We start from the raw sequence: 26,163 nt of genomic DNA on the forward strand, positions 1-26,163 counted from the left end.
TCCTAAATTAACAGTGAAGGCTTCGCTTATTTGATTTGCACGAACTTTTTTAGTGTCCTTTTTAAAAGTCTCTTCCACATCATCTAGTTCATAGTTATTCATCTTGTGATAGATGATTTAATGAATCAATTTTTAGTTTTTCTAAATTAATTGGATTTTCACTATCAGCATTGATCAACCATTGATAGACAGGAATCATATTCATATCTTTTTCCCAACATTTTTCAAATAGCTTAGAAACTTCTTTTGATACATAAAAATTCACCTTATGATTGACACTTGGTTTAAATTCAATAAAAGCTTCTGCAAGTTCTAATAGTGCATCTTGTTTTTCTTCTGTTAAATTATCAAAAGTATATACTCTCACAAAGATTAAATTTCTATCATCATCCCAGTCTTTTAAAAAAACAGGATGTAAATCTTTAAAATCATTAGGTGTTCCTGCCCTACGAACATCTTCCAGTACCAAATAACCTATTTTTTCATAATAACCCTTTTTTATTTCTTTTATTGTAAAAATCATATGGTTTTTATAATTCAAATCCAATTGTAATAAAAATTGATAATTTACCAAAAAAAACACTCCTTTTTAAATTAACAATAAAAATGCTCCCCATGCAGCAATACTTGAAGTAGCAAATATAACAAGACCTACAACTGCCACAAAGATTCCTATAGCAATTATTATATCAGCAGTCTTTTTCAGATTTAACTTTTTAGCTTCAATTTTATCCTTTGCTTTCTCCATTTCTTTTAAATCTTCTTGTGCTTTTTTATAATCTTTTAGGGCTTTAGCCTTCTTTTGAATACTTTTAGGTACACCTGCTTCTTTTAATGTTTGCCCATGTGATTTTGTACCATCTACGTTTTCAATACCTTCAACCTTTCCTTTATATACATGGACATGTGGTTTTTGCTGTTTAGCACCGGCTGTCGGTTTGTCTACTCTTGCTTTCCACCCTTGACCTAGATCATGAGTTTGACTATAACCTCTAGCTTGTTTAAATTCACTTGGATTTTCTGGAGTAAAATATGTTGCTGAATCTATTCCTAATTTTGAAAGTTCTGATTCTAATTTAGCAACTTCTTCATCTGATATTTTTTTTTGTTTTACTATATCTTTAATATTATCTATAATCGCTGATTGTTCATCTGTCATTAAAGTTTCTGCTCTACTTTGCGATGGATACACTGCACCTAAGAAAAATACAACAATGAATCCAATTAAAAATTGTTTTAGTCTTTTTTTTGAACTTAATTTTTTTAAACTACTTTTCTGTTTCATATACTTCTTAAACATTTTCATCAGCCTTTCCATTACATTAATTTTAGAATCTAAATACTTCCGAAATATAAAATTTAAATACATACTTTCATCTAGTACCCCTAAATAAACTACCAGATGTTGTGTCTATGACTAGTGAAAATAATGTAACTCTGGAACTATAAATTTTTCAAGATCATCCTCCTTATTAATCGTAAAATTTTTAGTAAAATTTACTAACTTGTGAAAATATTAACATACTAGATTCTATTAAACTCATCATCAATGTGACAAATATTTGAAGATTTTGGAAATAAAAAAAATGCAGTCCTCAAAATTTGAAGACTGCAGTTTTACTTTAACATAGTATTGATCACTGTAGACAAACTCGATAAAAATCAGGTTTGCCTTCAGTCTCAGGTTGTTAGTTCCTTCTTGAGAACTAACATTTTTTACTACTTAAACTTATCTTTCACACGCTATTAAATCTTTATCTCGATCCATTTTTTTATTAGCGTCATATAGAGCTTTTGATGCATACGGTTTATATTTAGTCTTACCGCCTTTATTTTTAACGGATGAACTACGGGCAACTCCACCCTTGTATGTCTTGTTCAATTCAGTACAGTTTTTAAATGTTTTCACAGCTGCACTAGCATCATCAGTTGAAATAATTGAATAACTTTGAATAAGTCCAATTGTAAGAATACCAATAACAAGTTTTTTCATTTTTAATAACTCCTATCTATTTATTTTGTAACAAATGCTACCTTATTTATAAAATTTCCAGTAAATAAATATGTTTAATAGTTTGCTAAGAAACAAAGATGTATTTCATATTTATCTTAATCTATTTATCATTTTAACATAGAAAATATTGTTATTTCAGTAAAAATGTACTAGATTTATTTAGTGAGTATTTACTAACTTTAATAAACCTACTCAAAAATTGAATAAGTCTTTCGTTTTTTCGCAGAAAAAATGTGTACAGACTTGGCTGTACACATTTCTTAATTAGTATATTATTTCGTTCTTAACACAGAACATTTTTGGTTTAATCTAGGCATTATTGCAAATTAAAGAATACTTGACCTCCAATAAACTCTTCATATCGTAATTGCGCCTTTTCCCCAGTTTTTACTAAATTAGCAATATATCCTTCTTTTTCATTTCCTACATACATTTCATAACTAAAATCTGGATCTGTTGTGCCATAAACATCTCCGCTATAAATATCTCCACTTTCACTTACTACTTTAAAGTTCATAATTCCATCAATATTAAATGCTAAATCTTCAGTAGCTGATTTTACAAATTTAACTTTTACTTTTGTTAAAATCCATTCATACCCTTCTGGCGTAGGATCATTAAATTCGTTCATGCTTTTTAATTTAGCGTAGGCAGCATCTCCACGTACTACTTCTTCTACCGTTAAGTCAAACTTAATTGGAAATGAATCTCCATTGTCATTATATAATTCATCATCAACAGTAGCAGTTTTCTTAAATGGAACTGGATTCGTTCTTGAACCAAGTTTTGATTGTTTTGGTTTTACTTCTTTTTTAGTTGTTTTTACTTCTTCCTTTTTTGGAGAGTCTTCTTTTACAATCACATCTTTTGTGCCTTGCCCACATGCTGATAATAACGAAATTGTTAATAGAGTTGTTCCTAATAAACTTACTACCTTTGAATATTTTCTGTTCATTTTTTAGCCTCACTTTTAAATTTTTTTGTTAACCTAAAGAAATTTTCGAGTTATTTTTCCTTAAGCGAATCTGGGTAAACGATTTTATCAAATTCTTTTTGAGTAGCTTGATCTTTTACTAAAATGGTTACTTTATAGTCATTTGGATCTACACCGTTATAAAGTTGATACATCATTCCGGACATCCCAAATGTAAATGCAGCGAGACCATCCATGCTATTTTCATAGGCTGCTTGGTCAACAATCAAAGTAAACTCTGTGAAATCGTTGTTGTAAGTAATATCCTTTAGCGAAGCAAAATCTTTACTTTGTTTTGTTTCATTGACTGTTTTAATGATTTGATCTTTAATACTCTTCATCATTTTCTTGTGTTGAGATTTTGACATTTTGTAAGTTAGAGACCCATCGGTGTTTTTTGTTACTTTGATTCCTTCTTTTTCTGCACCGGCGATAACTTTGTTTATGTCGTCTCCCTCAAACATTGAAGCTGGTAATGTGAGTTTTACGTTGAATAGACCCTTATCGACAGCTACTGATTCTTCTTTTGGTTTTGAATTTATTGTTGTTTGTTTTGCTTGGTTGTTTGATGAACAGCCGACTTGTAGAGTAATTAGAAGTGCTAATAATAGGTAAGTGAATTTTTTCATATAAAAATCCTCCTTCAGTTTTTTTAAAATTAAGGTTTGATTAAATCTGGATTAATCTTAACTGATGGGATGGTCAGAAAATTGAGTGGGTAAATGAAAGTATTGGTTCTATTTGGGAAATTGGGGTTTTTAGTAAAAAACATAAAAAACCTGCTCAAAAAATTGAACAGGTTTGTATGTAAAATGTTTTTACTTAATTTAATAACTTCCAAATTTAGAAAGGACACTATTACTTTCAATCTAAATTTACAGCTAAATATAGTCATAATAAAAAATTTAATATTTTACAATTTAAAATATTAATCTACCAATCTGAATTAATAGCAATAGTATAAAAATTGGTATATAATCATATTAATTATTACGTACGTAAAATGAGGTGTAGTTAATGGACTTTGGTTTCAGTTACGTATTTCCAGCTGTTCGTGGAAAGCAAGCTTTAAAGGAGTATTATGTTGTAATGTGCCCTTTAAAACTCATACCAAAAATTTTCCTCTTTGATGAAGAAGAAATCCCAGCAGAACATAGATCACAAAGAATTTTAAATAAAAATCGCATACCTGAAATATCAAACTATATTATCGAAAATAGTAAAGATTATGTTTTCTCTTCTTTGACTGCTTCTGTAGATGGAGAGATGCAATTTAATCCAATCAATGCTGATGGTGGCTTTAAAGATATCGGTCAATTACACGTTTCCTTAGATGCTAGATTTTTAATTAATGATGGTCAACATCGTAGAGCTGCGATTGAAGAAGCACTAAAAATAGATCCAGAACTAGGAAATGAAACAATTTCTATTGTAATTTTTCAAGATACAGGATTAAAAAAATCACAACAGATTTTTTCGGATTTAAATCGTCATGCGGTTAATACCACTACCTCGATTGGAATTTTATATGATCACCGTGATAAATTATCAATTATTACTAAAGAAATTGTTGCAAATAACACTTTATTATCACGTTACACAGATAAAGAACGTGTTACATTATCTAAGAATTCTCCAAAAATACTAGCTCTAAACCATATTTTTAATACGAACCTTAGATTAGTTAATAGATCAAAAGGTGAAAATTTATTAGATGAAGAAGAGCAATTTTTAGTTGATTTTTGGAATGAATTAACTCAAACAATTCAAGAATGGAACTTAGTTTTTGAAAAGAAAATGAGTGCTAGAGATTTAAGAATGAATTATATCAATGGTCATGGTGTATGCCTTGAAGCAATTGGTTTAGTTGGGTATTTCTTAATAAAAAACTACTCTAATGATTGGAAAGACTATATTCATCAACTTAATTCCATCGATTGGAGTAGAACTAACGAAAAAGATTGGTTACATCGAGCAATTAGTCCAAATGGTAGGATTCAAAAAACGCGCGATACGATTCTATTAACAGCTAATAAAATTAAACAATTGCTTAATTTGCCATTAACTGAAGTAGAACAAAAAATAGAAGAAAAATACGGGTTAGGTGATTTTAATGACGTTAAACTTATTTGAGAGTTTAAAAAATAATACATTCATTACTGATGCAAAAGAACATATTAAAAAAGTATATCTTGCTGATTCTAGACCTTGGGTTGTTGGTTATAGTGGTGGAAAAGATTCAACTGTTGTAGCTCAGTTAGTATTTGAATCTCTTTCAGAACTACCTAAAGAGAAACTTCATAAGAAAGTGTATATCATCTCTTCTGATACTTTGGTAGAAACACCTTTAATTATTCAATCTATTAATACTACATTAAATAGAATTCAAAAAGAGGCTCTGACACGAGATCTTCCAATTGAAACACATAAGGTTAAACCTATTTTTGAAAACACATTTTGGTCTCTTTTAATAGGAAAAGGTTATCCATCCCCAAACCAAAAGTTCCGTTGGTGTACTGATCGATTAAAAATTGAACCTGCTGATCGCTTTATTATGGATAAGGTCGATTCATTTGGTGAAGTTATTATGGTTCTTGGTGTTAGAGAAAACGAAAGTGCTACAAGAGATAATGTCTTAAAGTCACATACTATTGAAGGTAAAGACTTAATGAGACACTCTACACTTTCGAATGCATATGTGTTCGCACCAATTAAAAGCTTTAGTCTTGATGATGTTTGGGATTATTTATTAAATCACACATCACCATGGGGAGACGACAATTTTGAACTTCACAAACTTTATCAAGATTCAAGTAGTGGAGAATGCCCACTCGTAATCGATAAAAATATTAAAGAAAGTGCTGGTTCATGTGGTAATAGCCGATTCGGCTGCTGGGTATGTACTGTAGTAACCGAAGATAAAGCACTTAATGGATTTATTAATAGTGGTAGTGATTGGATGAAACCATTATTAGTATTTAGAAATTTCATTGCAGATATTCGTGATGATCGCTCAAGACGTATGAAATACAGAATGAATGGTCAAATGTATTTAAAAGAAGTAAAAATTGAAACAATCGATGGTTTGGAGTACGTTATCATACCTAAAAAATCTAGAAAAGGTAAAGAAACGATTCTATTAAGTGAATATACACAGCTAGAGAAAAAGGAATTAAAACGATATATAAAAGAACATAATATTGATTTAAGTGCACCATTTGATCCAATGATATTAATTAAACTAGAAAATGGTAAATTCGGACGACTTGGGGTTGGACCATATACAATGGAAGCCAGAAAAGAAATCTTAACACTATTATTAGAAACACAGCGTGATCTAAAACATCCTTATGAAGAAAATTTTGAGCTAATAAGAGAAGAAGAACTTCGAATGATCAGAAGATATTGGCTTGAGAATGGTGATTGGGAAGATTCACTTCCAACAATCTATAGAGGTGTTATGGGAAAAGATCTTGATTGGGAACAAGATGACCGCCCTCTTTTTGATCAAGAACAAGTTTTTGATTTAGAAACACTTTGCAGAGAATATAATGTTGATTTAAAAATGTTAAAAAAACTAATTTCTCTTGAAAAAGATTTTGCTGGTTATAAAGTTCGTCGAGGTTTAATGCAAGATCTTGAAAAAGTTCTAAAACAAGATTATTTACACATTTAATTAGAAAGGTTCTAAAAACATGAAATTCAAAAAACTTATATTAGAAAATATCGGAGCTTATCGTGGAACCAATTCTTTTGATTTAGAAACTTCCCAAGGTCAAAATGTAGTATTAATTGGTGGAGAAAATGGTGCAGGTAAAACAACATTTTTAAATTCAATTAAATTAGGACTATTTGGAGCGTTCGGTTTTGGCTTTAAAAATAGTTCAGAATATGATAAACGAGTTTATGCAAGTATCAATTCATCAATAAGAACGATCAATAATAGCTCTGCCAGTATTCAAATTATTTTTACCGAAATAGAAAACTATCAGAAAAACGAATATAAGATAATCCGTGGTTGGAAACTTTTTAATGAAAAACCAAAAGAATATTTTATGGTTTATAAAAACGACCAATTTTTAAATGAAGCAGAAACGGATAATTACTTTTCAAAACTTAAAGAGCTATTCCCTCCTAAATTATTCGATTTATGTTTATTTGATGGAGAGGAAATATCGAAAATTATTAATAATAATGAGTTATCTCAATATTTAAAGGAACTTTCAACAATTGTTTTTAATTTAGATTTATTTAATAATCTTCAATCAGATCTCACAAATTATTTACAAAAAGAGATCGATGAAAAAAAATTCAATCAAACTGAAGAAGAATTATTTGAAGAGCAAAAAAAGAAAGCATCAATCGTTGAAAAAACACAAAATATTGACCTTAAAATAAACCAATTTAATGAAAAGAAAACACAATTAAATGAATTGTTTTCTTCAAATAAAAAAAGCTTTGAAATCCATGGCGGTCTTAAAGATGAGCAAAGAAACGAACTACTACGAGAAGAGTCTGAAATCGAATCTGAACGTAAAAAGTTAAATGAAAAAGTAAAAGGATTTATTTCTGTTTTCTTACCTTTTTATATGAACAAAAAACTACTAAACGAATCTCTAAGTCAAATTGATGCAGAAGATCAATTAATTTTATTTAAACAAGCGAGTAAATTTTTATCAGTTTCTGATATTCAAGATATTATTGAACAATTAGATAATAAATCAATCCAACCAAGTCAATTACAATCACTAATTCTTGATAAGTTCCGACCTAATCAACAGGTTAATACGATTCATAACTTATCCCCTTCTCAGAGAGGACAAGTTGAACAGATTTCGAATCTTATAAATAATGAAAACCACTTAAATTATTTAGAGGTTATTAGTAAAAATCGTGAACTTTTATCTGATGCACAAGAGATCCGTAAAAAAATAGCAACAAATGATAAAGCAAATGATTTTAACAAAATGCTCGAAGAAATGGAACGAATTACAAAAGAAATCAGCAAAATTGAATTTGATCTTCAAACTTTAGAAGAAATGCAATTAAATCTTAAAAACGAGCTAGCTGAATCCGAAAAGGTAATATTTGCTAAAGAAACATTTTTAAAGCAGGAAACCCGTACTGAAAACACTTTTGAAATGGCTCAAAATATAATAAAGCTAAGCTTACGCTTTCAAGAAGTGCAACATCAGAAAAAGTTACAACAAGTACAAATGGAAGCAACTGATATGTTAAATAGGTTAATGCGTAAAAATCAATATATTTCTTCTATAAGAATAAACTCAGTTACATTTGACGTTAAATTATATAATGCTTCAAATGAAGAAATAGAAAAAATCACACTTTCTGCTGGTGAAAAAGAAATATTATTACTTTCTATTATCTGGGCAATGTTTAAATGTTCTGGTAGACGCGTACCATTTATATTTGATACTCTACTTGGTCGTTTAGATAATACACATAAACAAAGAGTATTAACTGACTTTATTCCTAAATGTGGGGAACAAGTATTAATCTTATCTACAAATTCAGAAGTAAACTCTACCCAGTTTAAACTTTTGGACGAGCATATATCAAAACAATATTTATTGCAATTTAATACTGAAGAACAAAACATAAAAGTAACTTCAGGATACTTTCAATTTAATTAAGGAGGATTGAAAATGATCCATCGATTAAAACTATCTAATAATACATCAGAGATTCTAAAAGAACTTCAATCCTCTACTCAGCTAACACCAAATATATTAGCACGTTTAGCAGTCGGAGCTTCACTTACAAATAATTCAATACCTGAAATTCCGAACTACAGATCGAATAATGGGTTAGAAATTAACAGACAGACTTTTACTGGAGAATATGATCAAATTTATAAGACATTAATTTCTCAACATGCTGGAAAATTACTAACAGATGAAGAGTACTTTCCTACCCTTTTTAATGCACATCTTGAGCGTGGTATTTCAATTATTCAAAATGAATATAAGTACGCTGGAAATGCAGAAAAATTTTATGAAAACATGTTAAAATTTAATGTGGAGTGATAAGAATGCTATATTTAGATAACAGTGCAACTACCCCAATTCATCCAGAGGTAAAAGATGCAATGTTACCTTACTTACTCGAGGAATTCGGTAATCCCTCGAGTAAGTATTATACATTAGCTGAAAATGCCAAAAATGCTGTAGAGTCTTCCCGACAACACATAGCAAAATTACTTGGATGTGATTCTGATGAAATTATTTTTACAAGTGGTTCGACAGAAAGCAATAATATGATCCTTAAAGGAATTGCCGATTATTATGGTAATTCCGAGAAAAATCATATTGTTACTTCTAAAACCGAGCACCCTTCTATATTAGAAGTATGTGAATATTTACAATCAAAAGGATTTAAAATAACTTATCTAGATGTTGATCAATTTGGAAGGATAAATTTAAATCAACTTGCAGAGATTTTAAAGAATGAAACTCCCCTACTTGTTTCACTAATTTGGGGTAATAATGAACTAGGTTCATTAAATCCGATGATTGATATTCAAAACCTTTGTAGAGAATATAATGTTTTTTTACATACTGATGCCACTCAAGTGGTTGGAAAAATTGAATTCTCTTTAGAAGAATTATCGGGTATAAATTTTTTATCATGTTCAGCTCACAAATTTCACGGTCCCAAAGGTGTTGGAGTAACTGTACTTAGAAAAGATGATTTAGGACTTCCAATTCCCATAACACCCTTACTACATGGTGGGGGGCAGGAAAAAAATTATCGAAGTGGTACCCTAGCAGTTCATAATATTGTAGGAATGGGAAAAGCTGCCGAAATAACTTTGAAAAATTTTAATGCAAATTTAGATAGACTTATTACTTTAGAACTTGAGTTAAGAGATATTTTAAATAATAAATTTGGAACTTCAATTATTTATAATAATGATATTGAACAAAAAATACCTGGTATACTAAATGTCCAATTTAAGGGTCTTAATAATGAAATTTTAGTAAAAAAACTTGCACCATTCATGGCCGTCTCAACCGGCTCAGCTTGTAGCTCAAGTAAACCTAGCCACGTATTACAAGCAATCGGTTTAAGCCTTAATGAGGTGAGGAATACAATTCGTTTCTCTTTAAATCCAACCATAAATGTAAAGGATTTAGAAATATTCAATAACTTATAAAGCTGAAGACCAGAGGTCTTCAGTTTTTTGATCACCCTAAAAATAGGAAATAAAAAGCTTTAAAAATTATGTTAAAATAAATACATATAGAATACAAAAAAAGAAGGTGAATGTAATGACTGACATAAAAAAACAATCCGACCTTTTATTAGATTCATTATGTAAAGAAAATGATATTCCAAAAGAGTTAATTTTAGAGCTTTTTAAAAGCGCAAAAAATCATTCATATGAAAATTTAACACAGGGTGCTAGAAAGAAAAATTATACTGATCTAATTGAATTTTATATAAAAAAAGATTGAGGTGAAATTATTGTTACTAAAAAAACTTGTTTTTGATAGTTATAAAACCTATTATGGTCAACAATCGGTAGAATTATATATTCCTAGAGACATTAGGGAAAAAGAAAATAAAAATATTATCCTTCTTGGCGGTTTAAATGGTGCTGGTAAAACAACAATTTTAAAGGCAATTTTATACGTATTATTTGGAAAAAGAGGTATGAGCGAAGTTGAATATAAAAAGCTTTTTTCAAATGTAATTAATAATACATTTTTTGATGAAGGTGGTCGCTCTTGCTCTGTTACATTAATAATTGAGACAGACCGTGAAGAAGAATGGAAACTTCAAGTAAAATGGTATTTCGATAATCTTAAGAGAGTAACTAATGAAGAAAGAAATTTAAGTATTAAAGCCCCAGGTTCTAAACATGAAAGACATGCAAGAATTGATAATATTGAAGCTTATAATAAATTTATTGATCGTGTTATTCCCTACCATGCTGCCCCATTTTTTATCTTTGATGGTGAAGAGATAAAAGACATTATTTTGAGGCAAGAAAGTTCTGAAATGCGTGCAGCAATTCAAAAAATTACTGGGATTGAAGCTTATAAAATTCTTTTAGAGGATTTAAATAGTATTAAAAAAGGATACGAAAATGTATTATCTAAAGCCTTAGATACAAGTAAATTAGGGCATTTTCAAAAAGAAAAAGTTGAACTTGAAAATGAAATCAGTAAAAGAGAGAAAACTATTGCTAAACTTGAAGAAGAGAAAACAAAATATTTAAGACAAATAAGTGAAGCGAAAGAACAAAGAAATAAAAAAGTTCTACAGAATTCAAAATCTCGCGAAACTATTATAAAAAATCAAGCGAAACTAACAACTGAACTTGAACTAGAAAAACAAAATTACTCAAAGCTATTTTTAGAAAACGCTACAAATATTATTCTATCCTCTAAAATAAATAAATTGAAAAAATCAATCCAAATTGAAGAGGATTATAAAAAGAAAAAGATTATCCAAGAAATGTCTTTAACTCCTTATCGAACATTTATGGAACAACTTTTAGATAGAACTTTGACACCCCCTCTTTCAGAACAACAATTGGGCCAGTTAAAACAAATCGGTGAAGAAATTTGGGTAAAAGAAAATAAAATTCAACAACAATCTTTTGAAGAAATAAAAGAGATACATGATCTGTCTACAAAAGACAGTACATTAATTCATGGAATTCGTACTACATCATATGATCTAATTGTAAGTAAAATAAATCGAATTGAAAAATTAGAACACGACCTTCAATTTATTGAACAAGAAATTAGAAATGCTCCTGAAATGGTTGATACTAACGAAGATAATGATAAAATAGATATCTTTACAAAAAAATTAGGTGAAATTGAGTTAAGATTAAAGACAATTAAACCAAAGCAAGCAATTGCTAAAGAAAAACTTTCTACAATAATGAATAATGTTACTCGTTTAAGTCAACAAAATAATAATTTTAGTGATATTAAAAAGAGCCTTGATTACATTAATAAATTGATCAAAATAACTACTTTGTATATTGGTCAAACAACTAATTTAAAAGCTCAATTTATCCATGACGAATTCTCAAAAATGCTTAATACATTATTTAGAAAACAAGATGAGTTCGGAAAAATCGAGTTTGACCTTAATACTTATTCAATCCGTCTATATAATGACCGCGGACAAGAGATTAGTATTAATGACCGTTCTGCTGGTGAAATGCAAATGATTTCATCTGCTTTAATATGGGCACTTACTAAAGTATCAGATTTGTCACTACCAATGGTAATTGACACTCCACTTGGAAGACTTGATAGTTATCATCGAAACCATTTAATTAACCACTACTATAAAGAGCTATGTGATCAAGTAATTATCCTATCGACAGATACTGAAATTACTAAAGAATATGTTGATTTAATGAAAGACAGTTCATATAGACAATATATGTTAGATTACAACGAAAATAAAAAATACACTGTTATTCGAGACGGTTACTTCGATTTTGTGGGGGTGAAATAATTGTCTAATAAAAAAATGCAACTATCTGGCTCTGGTAAAGAAATACTTGAAAATATAATTGGAGCCCTTGAAATTGACCGACCATTAGGTATAAAAATAGCATTAGCCAAGGGTATTGCTATTTCTGAAGGAGAAATCACTGAAGAGTATAAGGATTCATTAAAAAAGTGGGAAATTCCAGATAATATTATTAAAGAAAATGAATTTACCTTTTTTAAACATTTAATTATTGAGGAAGTTAATAAGAGTTTAACTAATGATGAATTGCATAAACACATGATATTATATATTGAATGTGGTCTTAGATATATTGATGATCAATTAAAGAATTTAAACTCATTAGAAGATGCTAGAATTAAAATCTTAAACTAATTCAAAAAGGAATCGCAGATGCGATTCCTTTTCTTTATTTTCGTTCAGATAGTGGTGCTATATTAACCACTGTCACGATCGATTGAGTTAACTCATTATTATCTTTTAATACAGGACCTTGAACTACACATTGCCCTTTTCTTAACGAAGACAATTTACTTTCCCAACTTTTCTTTTCAGATGAATCATTACTTAGACTATTTGCTACAGTACTAATTTCTTGCTCAGGTGGTAAGAAGAAAATTTTCTGTGAAGCATTTTGTAATCTCGCTAGTTCATCTGGTGATAATTGTGATTTTAAAAATTGTGTTGCATACCATGCAGACCATCCAAACTTACGCCCTTCGGTTAATATTCTAGCAGAAGGAGATTGTTCCGTATGATCTAAATTTTGTGCCTCATCCATTATTACAGGAATCGGATTATTTTTATTTCCACTACGTACAGAGTAATTCCATAAATCCCAAAGGATAAATTCTGTGATCATCAACTGTACATCTCTTGGATAACCGGTTAGTTGAATTACGAAAACAGTCCCTTTATCTTCTAATATATTATTCCAACTAAATGATTCATCGAATGTAAATGGATTCCGATCAATTAATGGTCTTATTTGAGACAATGCTGTTTTACTTGGTGGAGTATCTAATTCTTCTAAGCATTCTTTTAAAGCTCTCAAATTCATTTTGTCCCCATATTTTTCTAAACCATTAAGGATACTATCGTAGATTGCATTTAATTGTTGTATTCCTAAACTTTTATAAACCGCCCCAAAAACACTTTTTACACGCTCTGCGATATCTGTGTTACTCTCCGGTAATGAAATTCCCCCTATATCTCGAACATTTTTACTAAATGGATTTACAGGGAATTGTTCAGAATAAACGATTTTTTGTCTTAATTTTTCACCCAAAGCACCAACAAATTCTGGTTCTAATTGGTTTGGTAAGAAGCCCTCAGTGTAATCAACGACTACATTTGAAATCCCTAACTTTGATAATTCTAATAGTAAGCACTGCATGAAATATGTTTTCCCTTGACCAGAAGTGCCTGCAATTAGTAAATGTCTATTTGCTAGCCCTTTATTACCATATTCCCAATAAACTTTTCGATTAGAATTCTCTGCCTTACCAAGGTAGATTCTTGCTTCTTCTATTGAAGATATTTTTGTATCAGGCTCTGTCATTGGAATCAAATTAATAGGAATGTCTTGATTAACCAATTTAGGATACTTATCAGATTTTGTTAGGTCATTTGTTGCCTCTATTTCTTCATCAGATGACTCTTTATGATTAATTGAATCCTCTTCTGGTTTTGTTGACGTATCTTGTACTTGTGTTGTTTCACCAACTGGAACAGGTATAGGTACAGATACATGTTCTGTTTCAGTTTGAGGCTCTAAACCTAACATTCGTTTACTATCATATTTCATTTTTTCTTCATCTGTTTTTTCTTGATAAAGTTTAGTCTTTTCATCAGTTGGGATATCTTGAGAATTATATTTATAAGACAATAAGCTTTCTCTTACAAAGTCACTTTCTTTATTTTGAATCCATTCGTGCATTTCATCAATTGAAGTTACTAATCCCCTATACCCATCAGCTTCTACCAGCTTTAATACTGTTACTCCGTCTTCCAATTTAGAAGTTCTAATATATGCATCTTTCTCAAATGATAAAATTGCACATTCTCCTATATATGGAGTAAGATTATTTGAAATGGTATAGTCATTTTTTATAATTTTCTCTACTATTTCATCTGATAAATTATAGTCCTTTGTACTGAAGAAATCACTTGTATAGATCTTTTGAGCACTTGATAAAAATAATTGTGCAAAGAAGTTTCTATAGAATTTAGTAGTGAAACTATTCGAATCAGATGAAATAAGAGTATCATTGATTACCTTTTTAGTTTGATTTACTTGTGTATGAGCTTTTTTAATTACACTACTATTATTTATTCCGATTTTCACTTCAATTGGGTAAAAATGGAATGCCAGGTTATTGTCTTTATTTTCTAAACCAATTAGTAAAAGATCATCACTATGCGCTCCTGAGAAGCCTAAATTTTTCGCAGTGAAAACTCCGTCACTTTTGCTTAGTCCCACGGCACCTGCAACTCGCAATATTTCTTCTAAAGAAATTGGTACCCATAAAATATCAGGATGACTAAAGTAAGATAATGAATATTTAATAGCAGATATAATACTTAATTTTTCTCGAGAATATTGTCCTTTACTTCCAATTATTCTAAGTAACCATTCACCATTAAATGTATTAAATGCATTAACTGCATTAAATACATTCTGGTCTGTTCCTTCTACTTCTTTTTCCTTTAGGAACTCACTAACTACTGAAAAATATTGTTGGGACTTATTCGTAACGGTTATTGCGTCAAATCTACTAGATGAAGAGTATTGATCGCTATAATGAATGATGACAATATTGTCCATCTTATTAAAGTACTCAAGATCTATTGTCGGGTCAACAAAAGTTACCCAATGTGAAGATTTTAAAATTTTAGCTAAAAAGTCTTCATCCGTAGTTGACGTTCGTGAAACGATTGCCTCACCTTTGTGATAAGCATTATTACCATCGTTAGTTAAGTTAGCAGATAATTCATTCAAATAATATGAAACTTCTCCTAATACATCTTGATCACTGATCGAATAGCATTTTGTACCAAAACCAGTTCTATAATTTTCTTTCCCCTTCATTGATGGTATTGTAGAATATAAGCCTTCTAAATTCATGCCAGTAATCATTTCATTCATTGGTTGTAGAGCATCATGTTCTTGAGCTAACATTTTGTAAAAACTAATATGACCATAATTAATCTCTTCGTTTATATCCTTTTTATAAAAAATAATACTATCTCTTATTACTCTCATTAAATCTCTAGGATCATTTTCATTAGCTTTTAACTTTATATTTAACCATGCTTCAAATTGATCAGGATTTTCAATAGTTGAAAGAAGATTAAAAGAACTTTCTGTTAGAGCTTCATTATAAATAGAAACTTCTAAATTCTTAAGATTTGTTAAACCAACTTTATTAATCTTTTTTAGCAACCAATTTACTAATCCTCTTAATACTTCAAAATCATTTTTTATATTAATGATATTTATTCTAATCGGAGCGTTTGATCTTTCATGCAATAGATAGCTAAAATGTTCTTCAAATTGCTTTACTTTATCCTCTACAACTTTTGCCATATATTGATTAGCATCTGCAACCGAAACTTGACTAACTGGTTTGTATGAAAGCCATTCATTATTATCACTTATATTATCTGGTCTATACAAGCTATTATTTTTACTATATATAAATGGTAATAGACCATTAGGATTTAGTCTGTTTAATATGACATTATCCACGATTTCGCTTTTTAGAACATCATTAATTTTCAATTGAAATGCAACCATAAGGGGATGAAAAGGTGTAAAGTAAATTATATCTTTTCCCTTTATTGTACCAAGTTTACTTAAATCTCTTCCTTTTGATCCAATTGCTTCACCCTCTGGGAAACTATTTATTTCATTTATATATGCATTTACATATTCATTAGCTCGTTTTGATAATTCTTTAGAAAAATAACATAAACTAGGAATATTCTCTTTCCGTCTAAAGTAAGTAATAAATCTACTATAAGCTTCCCTTAAGTCATCATTTATTTTAAGATCTTCACTTATTAATTCATCTGAGTCTAATACTGCTGCTTGAAACCCTTCATTAATCCATTTTGATTCCCATTCAAATTGACGTTTACTATTTTTGTTTAAATAGAATTCTCTATTCCCAAACTGAAGTTTGTTATTTCTTAATATGAAATCTAATTGTTCTTCCCTTTTCAGTTTCCAAATTCGGAATCCATTTATTGGGATAGACTCTGGTATATCATTTTTTAATAAAAACTTTATATCAGTTTCAAACTCGATAAATTTGATAATAAAATCTAATTCATCTTCTTCATTAAACGCTTCAGGTAGTGGATTAACAACAATTTGTTCATCATTTTCGAATGATATAGCTTCATTATTTCCATTTAGATCAATTCTCTTTTTATTAAACCCTTGGCCAAATATCAACTCATTACCTTCATAATATAATTCAATTTGCCCTAGTAAAGGGTTTAAAAGATATGAGGTTTGATAGTTCTCAAGATTATTCGGTTCAAACGGAAGAATAATCAAATTAATTTCAACACCTAATGCAGCTTTACTATCATGCTTATAAGTAAACTTTAAATAAGTAGGTGTATTCTTTTGAGCATGAATATTGAATGTAATTTTCTTTGTACCAACTTTATAAGTTGCAAATTCAATAAATTTATTAGGTATTACTAAAAATTTTTCGTTAAGACTTTTAACATTTTGTCCTTCAAGTTGAAAATTAAAATTCATTTCTATTTCATCCAGCTCTTTTGTATTAAAAACTATAATATGACGTTTTCTTTTTCCAGCAGCTGTCTCATTTTGTACTCGGTTCCAGATCACCAAACTATCTTTTACATCTACTTCTTTTAAAATTAATTTATTTCCCCTTAATTCGTCGATACGATCGAAATATGATTTTGCGACATCTGTAAAAGGAGTTGATTGCCAATCATCTTGTTTTAATTTTGGGGTTAATTTGTTTGTGAATTTATTGTCTAAGTCATTTTCATCATTCCCTAAATCATGAACACGTTTAACATAGTCAAATAACTCTTTATTTAAATGTAGTCTCTCTTTTAACTTACTACCTTTTAAAGTTGTAAGGTCAGGATCTTTAAAAATTGAGAGCTTTTTATAATCCTCATCATACATTTCCCCTTGATTTAGAATGACAAATATTTCTTCAAAGTCAAAAAATGTAATTTGTTGAATGATTTGTTCTTCTAAAATTGATTCCATGCGATCTAAGAGAATTGTTTTTGTAACATCTTTTGCAAATGTTTCTTCCATTTTTAATTTTAGATTTTTAACAATACTATTAGGATGTAAAGGCAAACCTTCTCGTTGAAGGTCTCTACTTCCGCCTTGAATTGAGTCTAATTGTTCAGTAACTATACTTAATAACGCAGTATCTTTCCAATCATCCTTTTGTTCACCGACTAAATTTCTTAGTAATACTAAAAAGTCGGGCTTTACTCCATTAAGAGTAGTTGCCAATACTAACTTTGTACCATTAATTTCAATACAATAAGTTTCAAAAGGTTCCTCGCTGTGTTTATGGGTATAGCTAAAAGGTAATGCATTAAATTGACTATTAGTTCTAAGTTCATCAAAAAGTCCAATTACATCTTCTTCTTTGTCAAGTTGTAAATAGAAGCGATCTCCACTTCTAAGTTGGTTGTCCTTAAAGTAATCAATTACTAATCCAGTAATATATTTATAGAATTGGTTTAACATATTGAGAATCTCCACTATCACTTTTTTTGTCTATAATATTATAAGAAGTTAACAAATCAATAATCTCTTTTTTGGAATAACGGTCAAATAAAATCCCTCTTTTCTCATATTCATCAAACAACTGAGAAAGTGGAATTCTTTGATCCTTTACACAAATAGCTGTTAATACTAATAAAAATTCATGTGTTATATTAAACACTTGACCGTAACTACCACGACTTTTTAAGAATGTACCGCTACCTAAATTATCAATATTTTTACCATATTTAAAACGTGCAGTACTATTCATCCCCTCTTTAATACAACTAAATAAATTTGTCATTGCTGAATGTAAATCATTAGCTGGCTCAGGAGGTGTAAGCTTAAAGAATTCACAGTATTTATTTGTCCACTCATTTATTTCTTTTATGAATTTATTTTGTTCTTCTTCATTTAAATCCTCAAAATGTAAACTAATGTCTTTATAACTGAAGAACTGAATATCTGAATCATTTTTACAAAAGTTATTTTGACTTAAGTGGGACATCGCATGTACATGTGCAAATAAGTTTTCAGACTTAATTCTTATACGTTTATACCCTTGTAAATCCCCTGTTGCTTCCCTTCTTTTATTCATTACTTCCCAATCTAGAGCAAAGTATAGCGGGGATGCTTTAGAGTAGTCAGCTTTTGTAAATTCTTCAAATTTTACAGATAATTGGCAGATATACATAAACATATAAAAATTTGTTATTATTTGAAAATGGTTTAAAAAATAATCTCGATGTTGACTTAAGAACATCATATCTTCTGCATATAAATTCTCATAAAATGGTAATAAATTTTGAAAATTTTTGACTTTTTCTTTATTCTCTAACTTAGGACTATTATTTAAAATAAACTCTGTTAGAATGTCTTCTGGTTCAGAATCTACAAAAATCTTTTTCAAATCATCACGAACTGCAATTGTATCTTTAATAAATGAGGCATATCTTTCAACATTCATATTTTTATCTAAGGGTACATAATTAAATAGAAATGGATGAATGGGTTTTAATTCTTGATTTTGACCAATAAAGATGTCATCTAAAAGCCTTGTTAGGTCAACTTTTGAATCATCATCGCAATCTAACTGACTTGAGCTCATAATTTTATCAACTAGAGAGTTTGAAGAATGAATAAACTCTTCATCTTTCCCAGGTTTTAAAGCCTTTACATTACAGATATTTCTTACCAGTTCTCCAATAACTTCTTTATAATTACTCTTAATATTCAGCGCACTCTTTGTAGTAAAGGGAAATACATCTAAAATATCACCCGTTGTATTTTTTTTATTATTTTTTTGGGTTTCAAACAATGAAGTTAATTTGTCAACCTGTAATAAACTTTCCATATACTTCTACTCCTTTTTAAACGCAAAAGTGATTTCATCACCAAATTCATCACGAGATAATCGATAATATCTTTTATCTTCTGGAAAATAGACTAGGATCTCATTTCTTTTTTCACCAAATTGCATAACCTTTTCAACAAATTCAATAAATTTAATACCTTCTTCTTCATCTTTTTTATTAGGTCTATATCCATTAGAAATTTTTGTTAAAAGCTCAAATATGAAATAATCTACTTCCAAAAACTCTTCTTTACCTTCATTGTTTGAATAACCTAGTAGAAAATAAGTCTTAAATGCACTCAAAACTTCATCATTTTGTAATTTAAAATGATTGGTACTTGGTTTAAGTGTTAATGACTGAGCAATTCTAAATTTTTCTGTTGGCTTATTAATAAAAATATAGTCACCTTTAGGACTACCTTTCCATTTGAAGATCGCTTGTTTTAGCAAGTTATATATAGACTTTATTTCTTTGATATCTCTTCTTTCACAAGAGTACAAGTAATTAATAAAATTATTAAATTCAACATTTATATTCTTCTTAGAAAATTCTTCATTTAATAAAAATGTTATCCTTAAGAAACTTTCTGAAAAACGTATAAAAGTGCCTTTTACTAATTCATCTTCCATTAAAAATGGTATTAGCCAATGTTTAGCATTTTTATTTTCAATAAATTCATCGAATACACTTTCTAAATTATTACTTGTATTTAATTGAATCATTAATTGATCAATATGTTCAGACCTTAAATGAATTGGATCTAATGAACTGATCAAATTAAGCAACTCAGATCGATCATTTTTATTAAATAAAAGATTTGGGAGTGTACTTTCCAATTTTAAAAACGGTGTCATTTCTGCTTCAGATACCAGTTCATCTGGAATCAAAATATCTGAAACAAAATTTAAAAATGAACGAGCTGAAACAACGATTTTATTTTTAATAATTGCTTTGATGATTAAATTAACAATTTGTTTTTGTACATATTCATTAGAAAGAAACTCGTAATTTTCATGAATAATTGAGTATATATTATTCTCTTTATCTTTCTTATAAGATTTGTAAAAAGGATTATTCATGTCAGGATCACATACTTTTTTGAGAAGAGATTCAAAAAAGTTTGATTCCACACCAGACTTTCTAATTTCAAATGACTGATAATCAGAAAAACTGATTAAATCAAATTGATTTTCACTATATTTGGTAGTCACACTCTGACCAAAAACATCACTATTATTTACAAATTCTTTTAATCGCTCATAAGTATAACCTTCAAATTTTTGTGAAATGAAGTTATGAAGCACACCCATATTAATAGCTAAAATAACTTTTTTTGTTGATGATTCAATATTTTGATCAGAAAAATCATTTAAAATTTCTTTTAAAGTTTCCAATGCATTTTTATTTGGTGAAAAACTTTCTGTAGCGTCATTAAAAATCTCATATTCATCTAATAAATTAGTGTTGCTTTTCAAATAAGCTAATAAGTGTGACTTTCCGTCCCCGACACTACCACAAAGAAGAATTAAATTGTTAGTTTTATTCTGTTTATTTGAATTAAGGATCTCCTCAAAATCAGTCTGGATCTTTCTTTCTACATGCAAATAAATTTTAAATTTACTAAAAGAACTTGCATTTTCAATTGCTTCTTGAGAAGAACCCTGTAAACGTTTTAACTCCCTTAAAAGATAGCTTTGTCCCTCTAAAAGCGTCAAATCTAGTTCTTCCTCATATTCTTTGTTATTTTCTTTAACAACATTTACAGGCGGTATGTTTTTATCCTTATTAGTTTCTTCACCATTTTCATCAGCTGGTACTTCTTTCCGAAGAAGTTTTGAAAGTTGTTTTTCTATCATGCTAGTTAACTCATCTTGTGGTAATCCTTTATTTTGAGGCTTTGGGTATTCATATGCCGGCAATTGAGTGTCATGATCGTTAGAATAACTTTCAAAAAACCAAACCGCTACATCGTACATAACTTTATGTAGTTTTATAGCAATACTTAGATCATCATAGCCTGCCTGATGCGCAGCTTTATTACCAATAATACGAATTGTTTCGAAATTCTTTTGGATATCATCTTCAATAAATTTATTTGAACTTAAATAACTAATCATTTCATACAACGAAAATTTATATGGTAATTCAATTTCTTCTATTGTATAAATCACCTTTAACATTTCTTCAGCAAATAACCTTGCTTTAATTATTGAACTTGCAGAATCTTCATAAACCAATTCTTCCATTTTCTTTGCACTTTGTGCAGCCAATGGAGATAACGGTTCAATAAAACTTAAAAAATTTTTTTCAAACTCCATATTCTGTTCTCCTTGAAAAAATCTATTGTAATTTCATGAATTTACATTTTTATCCCAAATTATTATAACATATAGTGTTACAGACTTTTAATTGATACTTAATTATTCATTATTAAGTATACAAAACAACCTACTCAAAAAAATGAGTAGGTTGTTCTCGGGTGTATCAATTTAATTAAGATTCATTTAGTTTTACCTTTAATTTTTCTAGATATTGCTCTTCAGATTTTGTAATAACATCTTCAGCAGAAATTCTAAATAATTAATTAAAATCATCACACCTACATAAAAATAAATTATCGTATTAACTCAGCTACTTTTTGTTTCTTAATCAAATCTTTTATAACATGTTCGATTCTTTCAATTTCACCAGAACGGTTTTTCCACCAATTCCTACTCCAAATACGTTCAATTTTCCATCCTCTATCTTCAAGGAATTTTTGGCGATAAATGTCTCTTTCTTTAGCACTTGGTGAGCTATGGTACATAGCTCCATCACATTCAATACCAAGAAGGTATTTAGAAGGATCATTTGGATCAACAATTGCTAAATCTATGCGATATCCTGATAAACCTACTTGAGTATGGACTTCGTATCCTAGTTCAACTAACATATCATAAACTTGAACCTCAAACCCTGAATCAAAATGTAATGCATGTGGCGTAACCATCGTATTACTTCCTTCTTGAATATCTTTTAGTGTACTTGTAACTAGATCTCTATTGTTTTCGGAAGTAGCTTTTGCATATTCAAGATATGCTTTTAATAATTTCGGACCTCTATTTTTAGAATTTGATACATCAAGTTCATTTGGCTCTATACTTGAAACTACTAGGATTTTTTCTTTTGCACGACTTACGGCTACATTTAACCTATTTTCTCCGCCAGATTGACTTAAAGTACCAAAACGATTATAAACTCTACCATTCTCTCCTTTAGCATATCCAATTGAGAAAATAATGACGTCACGCTCATCACCTTGTACATTTTCGATATTTTTTACAAATATTCTTTCATCCAAATCACGTGATTGAATTTGATTATAGATCACTTCAAATTCTTTATCTGTTTCAGCAAGTTTTTCAATTTCATCTAGAATTTTTTCTTGTTGTTTAGCATTAAAAGTAATGATTCCAACAGATAAGTTCGGATAGGTAATTATTTGTTTTTTAAGTTCTGCTACAACAAATTGTGCCTCTAAAAGATTCGATTGATTTATCCATAATCCATCGACTTTTTTCCAAGTTATTGCAGCAGGTTGTTTTAAAGGCTCAACGTTTGGTGCAATTTGAATATTAGAATTATAAAAAGCATAATTTGAAAAGTTAATCAATTCCTCGGACTTAGATCGATAATGCCATTGTAAAATGCTTTCTTGAAAATGACGCTTAGACAAGTTTAGTAAGCTCTTTGATTCCTCAATTTCTCCCATTGTTTCATCATCTTCATCTACCTCCATACTACCTTGGAATAAATTAGATGGTGGTAATTGCATTTCATCTCCAGCTACAACTACTGTTTTCCCTCTATAGATAGAAGGAAGCCCATTTTCAACTGTACATTGAGACGCTTCATCAAAAATAACAAGATCAAATAAACCTTCAGTTAGAGGTAAAATTGATGAAACAACCTCAGGTGACAGTAGCCAAACTGGTAGTAATTCCGTTAATCCTTTATCTGAAAACTCTCTTACCAATTTTCTTAAAGGCCATAATTGTCTCTTTTTAGATGTTTGATGGCTTAGCTCTTTAATCGCTTTACCAAAGTTTAATTTAGTTTCTTCTATTGAACTTAGTAATTTATTTTGAAGCATTAGTTTACCAGTATTCCGTTTTTGTTCGATTAAATTTTTCAATTTATCACGAATTCTATTAAACTGTTCTGTACTAATTGCTTCAATTATAGGATGTTTTCTTTCAATTTCATCAATCCAATGTAAATAAATAGAATCTTTAAGGGAATACATCCATTCTGTTGCTAAATTCGTTTCAACGAAAGGTACTTCTTTAACAGCTAGTTCAATTAATGAAATTACTGTTTCATCTTTTTCATGATAGAAACGGTCCATTCTTCTTAGCTCTTCAAAATCTGAGAAAATATATTCGTGCATTTTTTCAAGCTCATTTAATGGAATCTTTCCTTCATTAACTAGTTTTTCCATACTTGTAATCCACTCTTCAGCTACATATGGAATTAAATTTTTTAACTTCAACATGAATTTTTCTGTTTCTTTTGAAAGATCATAAAGCATTTTTAACCATTGCTTTATTCTAATCCATTCTTTTGAACTTGTACCTTTAAACTTATTACCCGCTAACAGCTCTTCGATAATATTTTTTCCAGTAAAAGAAGTCCAAATCCATAACCGAATATTCTTAAATGAGCGTTTCTTACTATCATCTAGATCCTCATAAATCTTCTCAATTTTTTCTTGAACTAATTTTGCATATTCAGGAGTAACGAAATTTTGTTCAAACTCGTCTAATTTTGAAACAGTAATTCTTGCACTTTCGATTAAATCATTTAAAGTATCCGTCATTTTCGATTGATCTTTTAACTCTAAATCCTTAAAACTCTTTCTTTGTTTCCATGGATAATTTTCATTTCCAAATCTTTCATAATATTCTCCGTAAGTATAAACCTCCGCAAGAATATCCTCTAAATTGTACTTACTTATTTTATTTAAATAAGGCTTAACATTAACAAGCCGCTTCATTTCATCCTTTGGTTTCGAGATACTATACAAATCATAAGCTCTATAACCAAAATCCTGTACTTCAAATAATGCATTTGAAATATCATTTAGTTGACCTTCACTCATTCTTAATTGTGAACTTACAAACTCAAACTCTTTTTGGTTTGAATCGTTTAATTGAATAGGAACATTTATCAACTGCTGAATCTTCGAATAAAGTTTTTGTCTGTCGTTCTTCTCATCATGTACTAAAGCAGCAAACTTTGATAAACCCAACCCATCAAGTCTTTGATTTACTACATCTAATGCAGCTCTTTTTTGACAAACAACTAATACCTTTTTCTTCTGATTAATTGCATCTGTAATTAAATTAACAATAACTTGAGATTTCCCCGTCCCAGGAGGACCATGAACTACTAAACCCTTTTGATTTCTAGCTAGTTGAAGAATTTCTTCTTGGGAACCATCTGTAGGTAATAAAAAAACTTTATCTCCTTCATCAATATTTTTTTCTACTTCTTCTACAATTGGTGATAATAATGAATCATTTATAATATTTTCTTCTTCAAATAATAATTCAGAAATAAACCCTAAATCACCATTCTCTTCTAAAATGGATTTCATTAAATCATAGTCTTTTATTACTGCTGAATTTCCTTGAGGGAAACAGCCTATTACTGCTAAACTCTCAAGTGCAATTTCTCCATCATTTAATTTTGGAATGTCATTTAAAGTATAGTTTTGAAATTTTTGAAGTATAGTGTTTTTAATTGGAAAATTATAATCGAATTCCTTAAACCATTCATGAAGTTCTTGAATTGAAGTAACATTAGAAAAATACTCTTCATCTAACATTTTCTCTTCAATATTAAATTCATTTAGTTTTTTTAAGGCCAAGAATAGTGTCCTATTAATTAATTTTTCTCCTTCACCTTTAACTAGATTCCAAGTTAAACCGTTTTTTTCTACCTTGATTGGGTATAAGAAAACAGGTGCTCTAAAAAAAGTACCATCCATCATTTTTCCAGTTAAGAATGGATAGCCTAAATATAAATCATACATTCCAGTTTCTTCTTCAATCCCTTTTAAATTACGGTGTAAGCTAGTTAATTTATGCGATAGAAGCATTTTCTTTTCATCGTTATCTCTTTTAAATAATAAAATCTCATTTTTCTTATTTTTTATAATATCATCAAGAAGAGAAGAATCTTGATTCTTATCTTGATAAACAAATTCTAATTCAGTTAAATCAACCGTCCATTTATCTGCTAACTTCATAAGGCGAATAGAACGGTTTCGTTTACTTAAATCACTCAAGCGATCTTTCAAATAGTCTAGTTTTTGTATCATTGGTGCCAACCTTTCAAAGCTTTTTCCTACATTTTATTTTTAACAAATTTCACTTATGATTTTACTATAAATTAAATTGTTATATCTTCTATATTAGCCTTCGATATAAATACAAATACAAACTTAAAAGCATGAGAACGATTCATTATCGAGCCCATGCTTTTAATT

The 26,163-nt window shown here is 29.2% G+C and carries 17 protein-coding genes; 8 read left to right on the top strand and 9 right to left on the bottom strand.

Annotated elements, in window-relative coordinates; all coding sequences use genetic code 11:
• Positions 1-94: 94 nt before the first annotated feature.
• The 5 genes from AN960_RS20735 to AN960_RS20755 all read right to left on the bottom strand — a co-directional run bounded on the left by AN960_RS20735 (position 95) and on the right by AN960_RS20755 (position 3,616).
• Positions 95-574: a hypothetical protein gene (locus tag AN960_RS20735; RefSeq protein ID WP_056475780.1), complete on the bottom strand. Its 480-nt coding sequence runs from the start codon at positions 572-574 to the stop codon at positions 95-97.
• A 15-nt stretch (positions 575-589) separates the two neighbouring features.
• Entirely contained in the window at positions 590-1,300 is a 711-nt protein-coding gene (locus AN960_RS20740; protein WP_156339739.1) for a hypothetical protein, read from the bottom strand.
• A 429-nt stretch (positions 1,301-1,729) separates the two neighbouring features.
• A complete protein-coding gene (locus tag AN960_RS20745) occupies positions 1,730-1,993 on the bottom strand; it encodes an excalibur calcium-binding domain-containing protein (RefSeq protein WP_056475785.1) in 264 nt (87 codons plus the stop codon).
• Positions 1,994-2,330: 337 nt separating this feature from the next.
• Positions 2,331-2,969 (bottom strand): hypothetical protein, encoded by a 639-nt coding sequence (locus tag AN960_RS20750; protein ID WP_056475788.1) that lies wholly within the window; start codon positions 2,967-2,969, stop codon positions 2,331-2,333.
• 50 nt (positions 2,970-3,019) lie between these two features.
• Positions 3,020-3,616, bottom strand: a complete 597-nt coding sequence (locus AN960_RS20755) for a hypothetical protein (protein WP_056475791.1) — start codon at positions 3,614-3,616, stop codon at positions 3,020-3,022.
• Between the two features lie 388 nt (positions 3,617-4,004).
• On the opposite strand from AN960_RS20755, the gene dndB reads away from it, so the two are divergent.
• The 8 genes from dndB to AN960_RS20795 all read left to right on the top strand — a co-directional run bounded on the left by dndB (position 4,005) and on the right by AN960_RS20795 (position 12,866).
• Positions 4,005-5,120 (top strand): DNA sulfur modification protein DndB, encoded by a 1,116-nt coding sequence (gene dndB, locus AN960_RS20760; RefSeq protein ID WP_056475794.1) that lies wholly within the window; start codon positions 4,005-4,007, stop codon positions 5,118-5,120.
• Positions 5,101-6,663 carry a DNA phosphorothioation system sulfurtransferase DndC gene (dndC, locus tag AN960_RS20765; RefSeq protein WP_056475797.1) on the top strand — a complete coding sequence of 521 codons (1,563 nt, stop codon included), beginning with the start codon at positions 5,101-5,103 and terminating at the stop codon, positions 6,661-6,663. The genes dndB and dndC overlap by 20 nt, the downstream gene beginning before the upstream one ends.
• A gap of 19 nt (positions 6,664-6,682) precedes the next feature.
• Positions 6,683-8,641 (top strand): DNA sulfur modification protein DndD, encoded by a 1,959-nt coding sequence (gene dndD, locus AN960_RS20770; RefSeq protein ID WP_056475800.1) that lies wholly within the window; start codon positions 6,683-6,685, stop codon positions 8,639-8,641.
• A 12-nt stretch (positions 8,642-8,653) separates the two neighbouring features.
• A complete protein-coding gene (gene dndE / locus AN960_RS20775; RefSeq protein ID WP_056475803.1) occupies positions 8,654-9,034 on the top strand; it encodes a DNA sulfur modification protein DndE in 381 nt (126 codons plus the stop codon).
• Positions 9,035-9,039: 5 nt separating this feature from the next.
• Positions 9,040-10,164 carry an aminotransferase class V-fold PLP-dependent enzyme gene (locus tag AN960_RS20780; protein ID WP_056475806.1) on the top strand — a complete coding sequence of 375 codons (1,125 nt, stop codon included), beginning with the start codon at positions 9,040-9,042 and terminating at the stop codon, positions 10,162-10,164.
• 115 nt (positions 10,165-10,279) lie between these two features.
• Complete coding sequence (locus AN960_RS20785; RefSeq protein ID WP_056475808.1) at positions 10,280-10,465, top strand: DNA modification system-associated small protein; 186 nt, start codon at positions 10,280-10,282, stop codon at positions 10,463-10,465.
• 10 nt (positions 10,466-10,475) lie between these two features.
• On the top strand, positions 10,476-12,494 hold the full coding sequence (gene dndD / locus AN960_RS20790) for a DNA sulfur modification protein DndD (RefSeq protein ID WP_056475810.1): 2,019 nt from the start codon (positions 10,476-10,478) through the stop codon (positions 12,492-12,494).
• Complete coding sequence (locus tag AN960_RS20795; protein WP_056475813.1) at positions 12,495-12,866, top strand: hypothetical protein; 372 nt, start codon at positions 12,495-12,497, stop codon at positions 12,864-12,866.
• A gap of 34 nt (positions 12,867-12,900) precedes the next feature.
• Here AN960_RS20795 and dptH read toward each other — a convergent pair whose 3' ends face one another.
• The 4 genes from dptH to AN960_RS20815 all read right to left on the bottom strand — a co-directional run bounded on the left by dptH (position 12,901) and on the right by AN960_RS20815 (position 25,995).
• Positions 12,901-18,258, bottom strand: coding sequence for a DNA phosphorothioation-dependent restriction protein DptH (gene dptH / locus AN960_RS25205; protein WP_056475815.1), 5,358 nt, complete (start codon positions 18,256-18,258; stop codon positions 12,901-12,903).
• Positions 18,239-19,630 carry a DNA phosphorothioation-dependent restriction protein DptG gene (dptG, locus tag AN960_RS20805; protein ID WP_056475818.1) on the bottom strand — a complete coding sequence of 464 codons (1,392 nt, stop codon included), beginning with the start codon at positions 19,628-19,630 and terminating at the stop codon, positions 18,239-18,241. The genes dptH and dptG overlap by 20 nt, the downstream gene beginning before the upstream one ends.
• Positions 19,631-19,636: 6 nt before the next feature.
• Entirely contained in the window at positions 19,637-21,949 is a 2,313-nt protein-coding gene (gene dptF, locus AN960_RS20810) for a DNA phosphorothioation-dependent restriction protein DptF (RefSeq protein WP_056475821.1), read from the bottom strand.
• A gap of 296 nt (positions 21,950-22,245) precedes the next feature.
• On the bottom strand, positions 22,246-25,995 hold the full coding sequence (locus AN960_RS20815; RefSeq protein WP_056475824.1) for a PDDEXK-like endonuclease domain-containing protein: 3,750 nt from the start codon (positions 25,993-25,995) through the stop codon (positions 22,246-22,248).
• Positions 25,996-26,163: the final 168 nt, after the last annotated feature.

Origin of the sequence: Bacillus sp. FJAT-25509 (genome assembly GCF_001420605.1) — a bacterium.
Taxonomy (GTDB): Bacteria; Bacillota; Bacilli; order Bacillales; family Bacillaceae_G; genus Gottfriedia.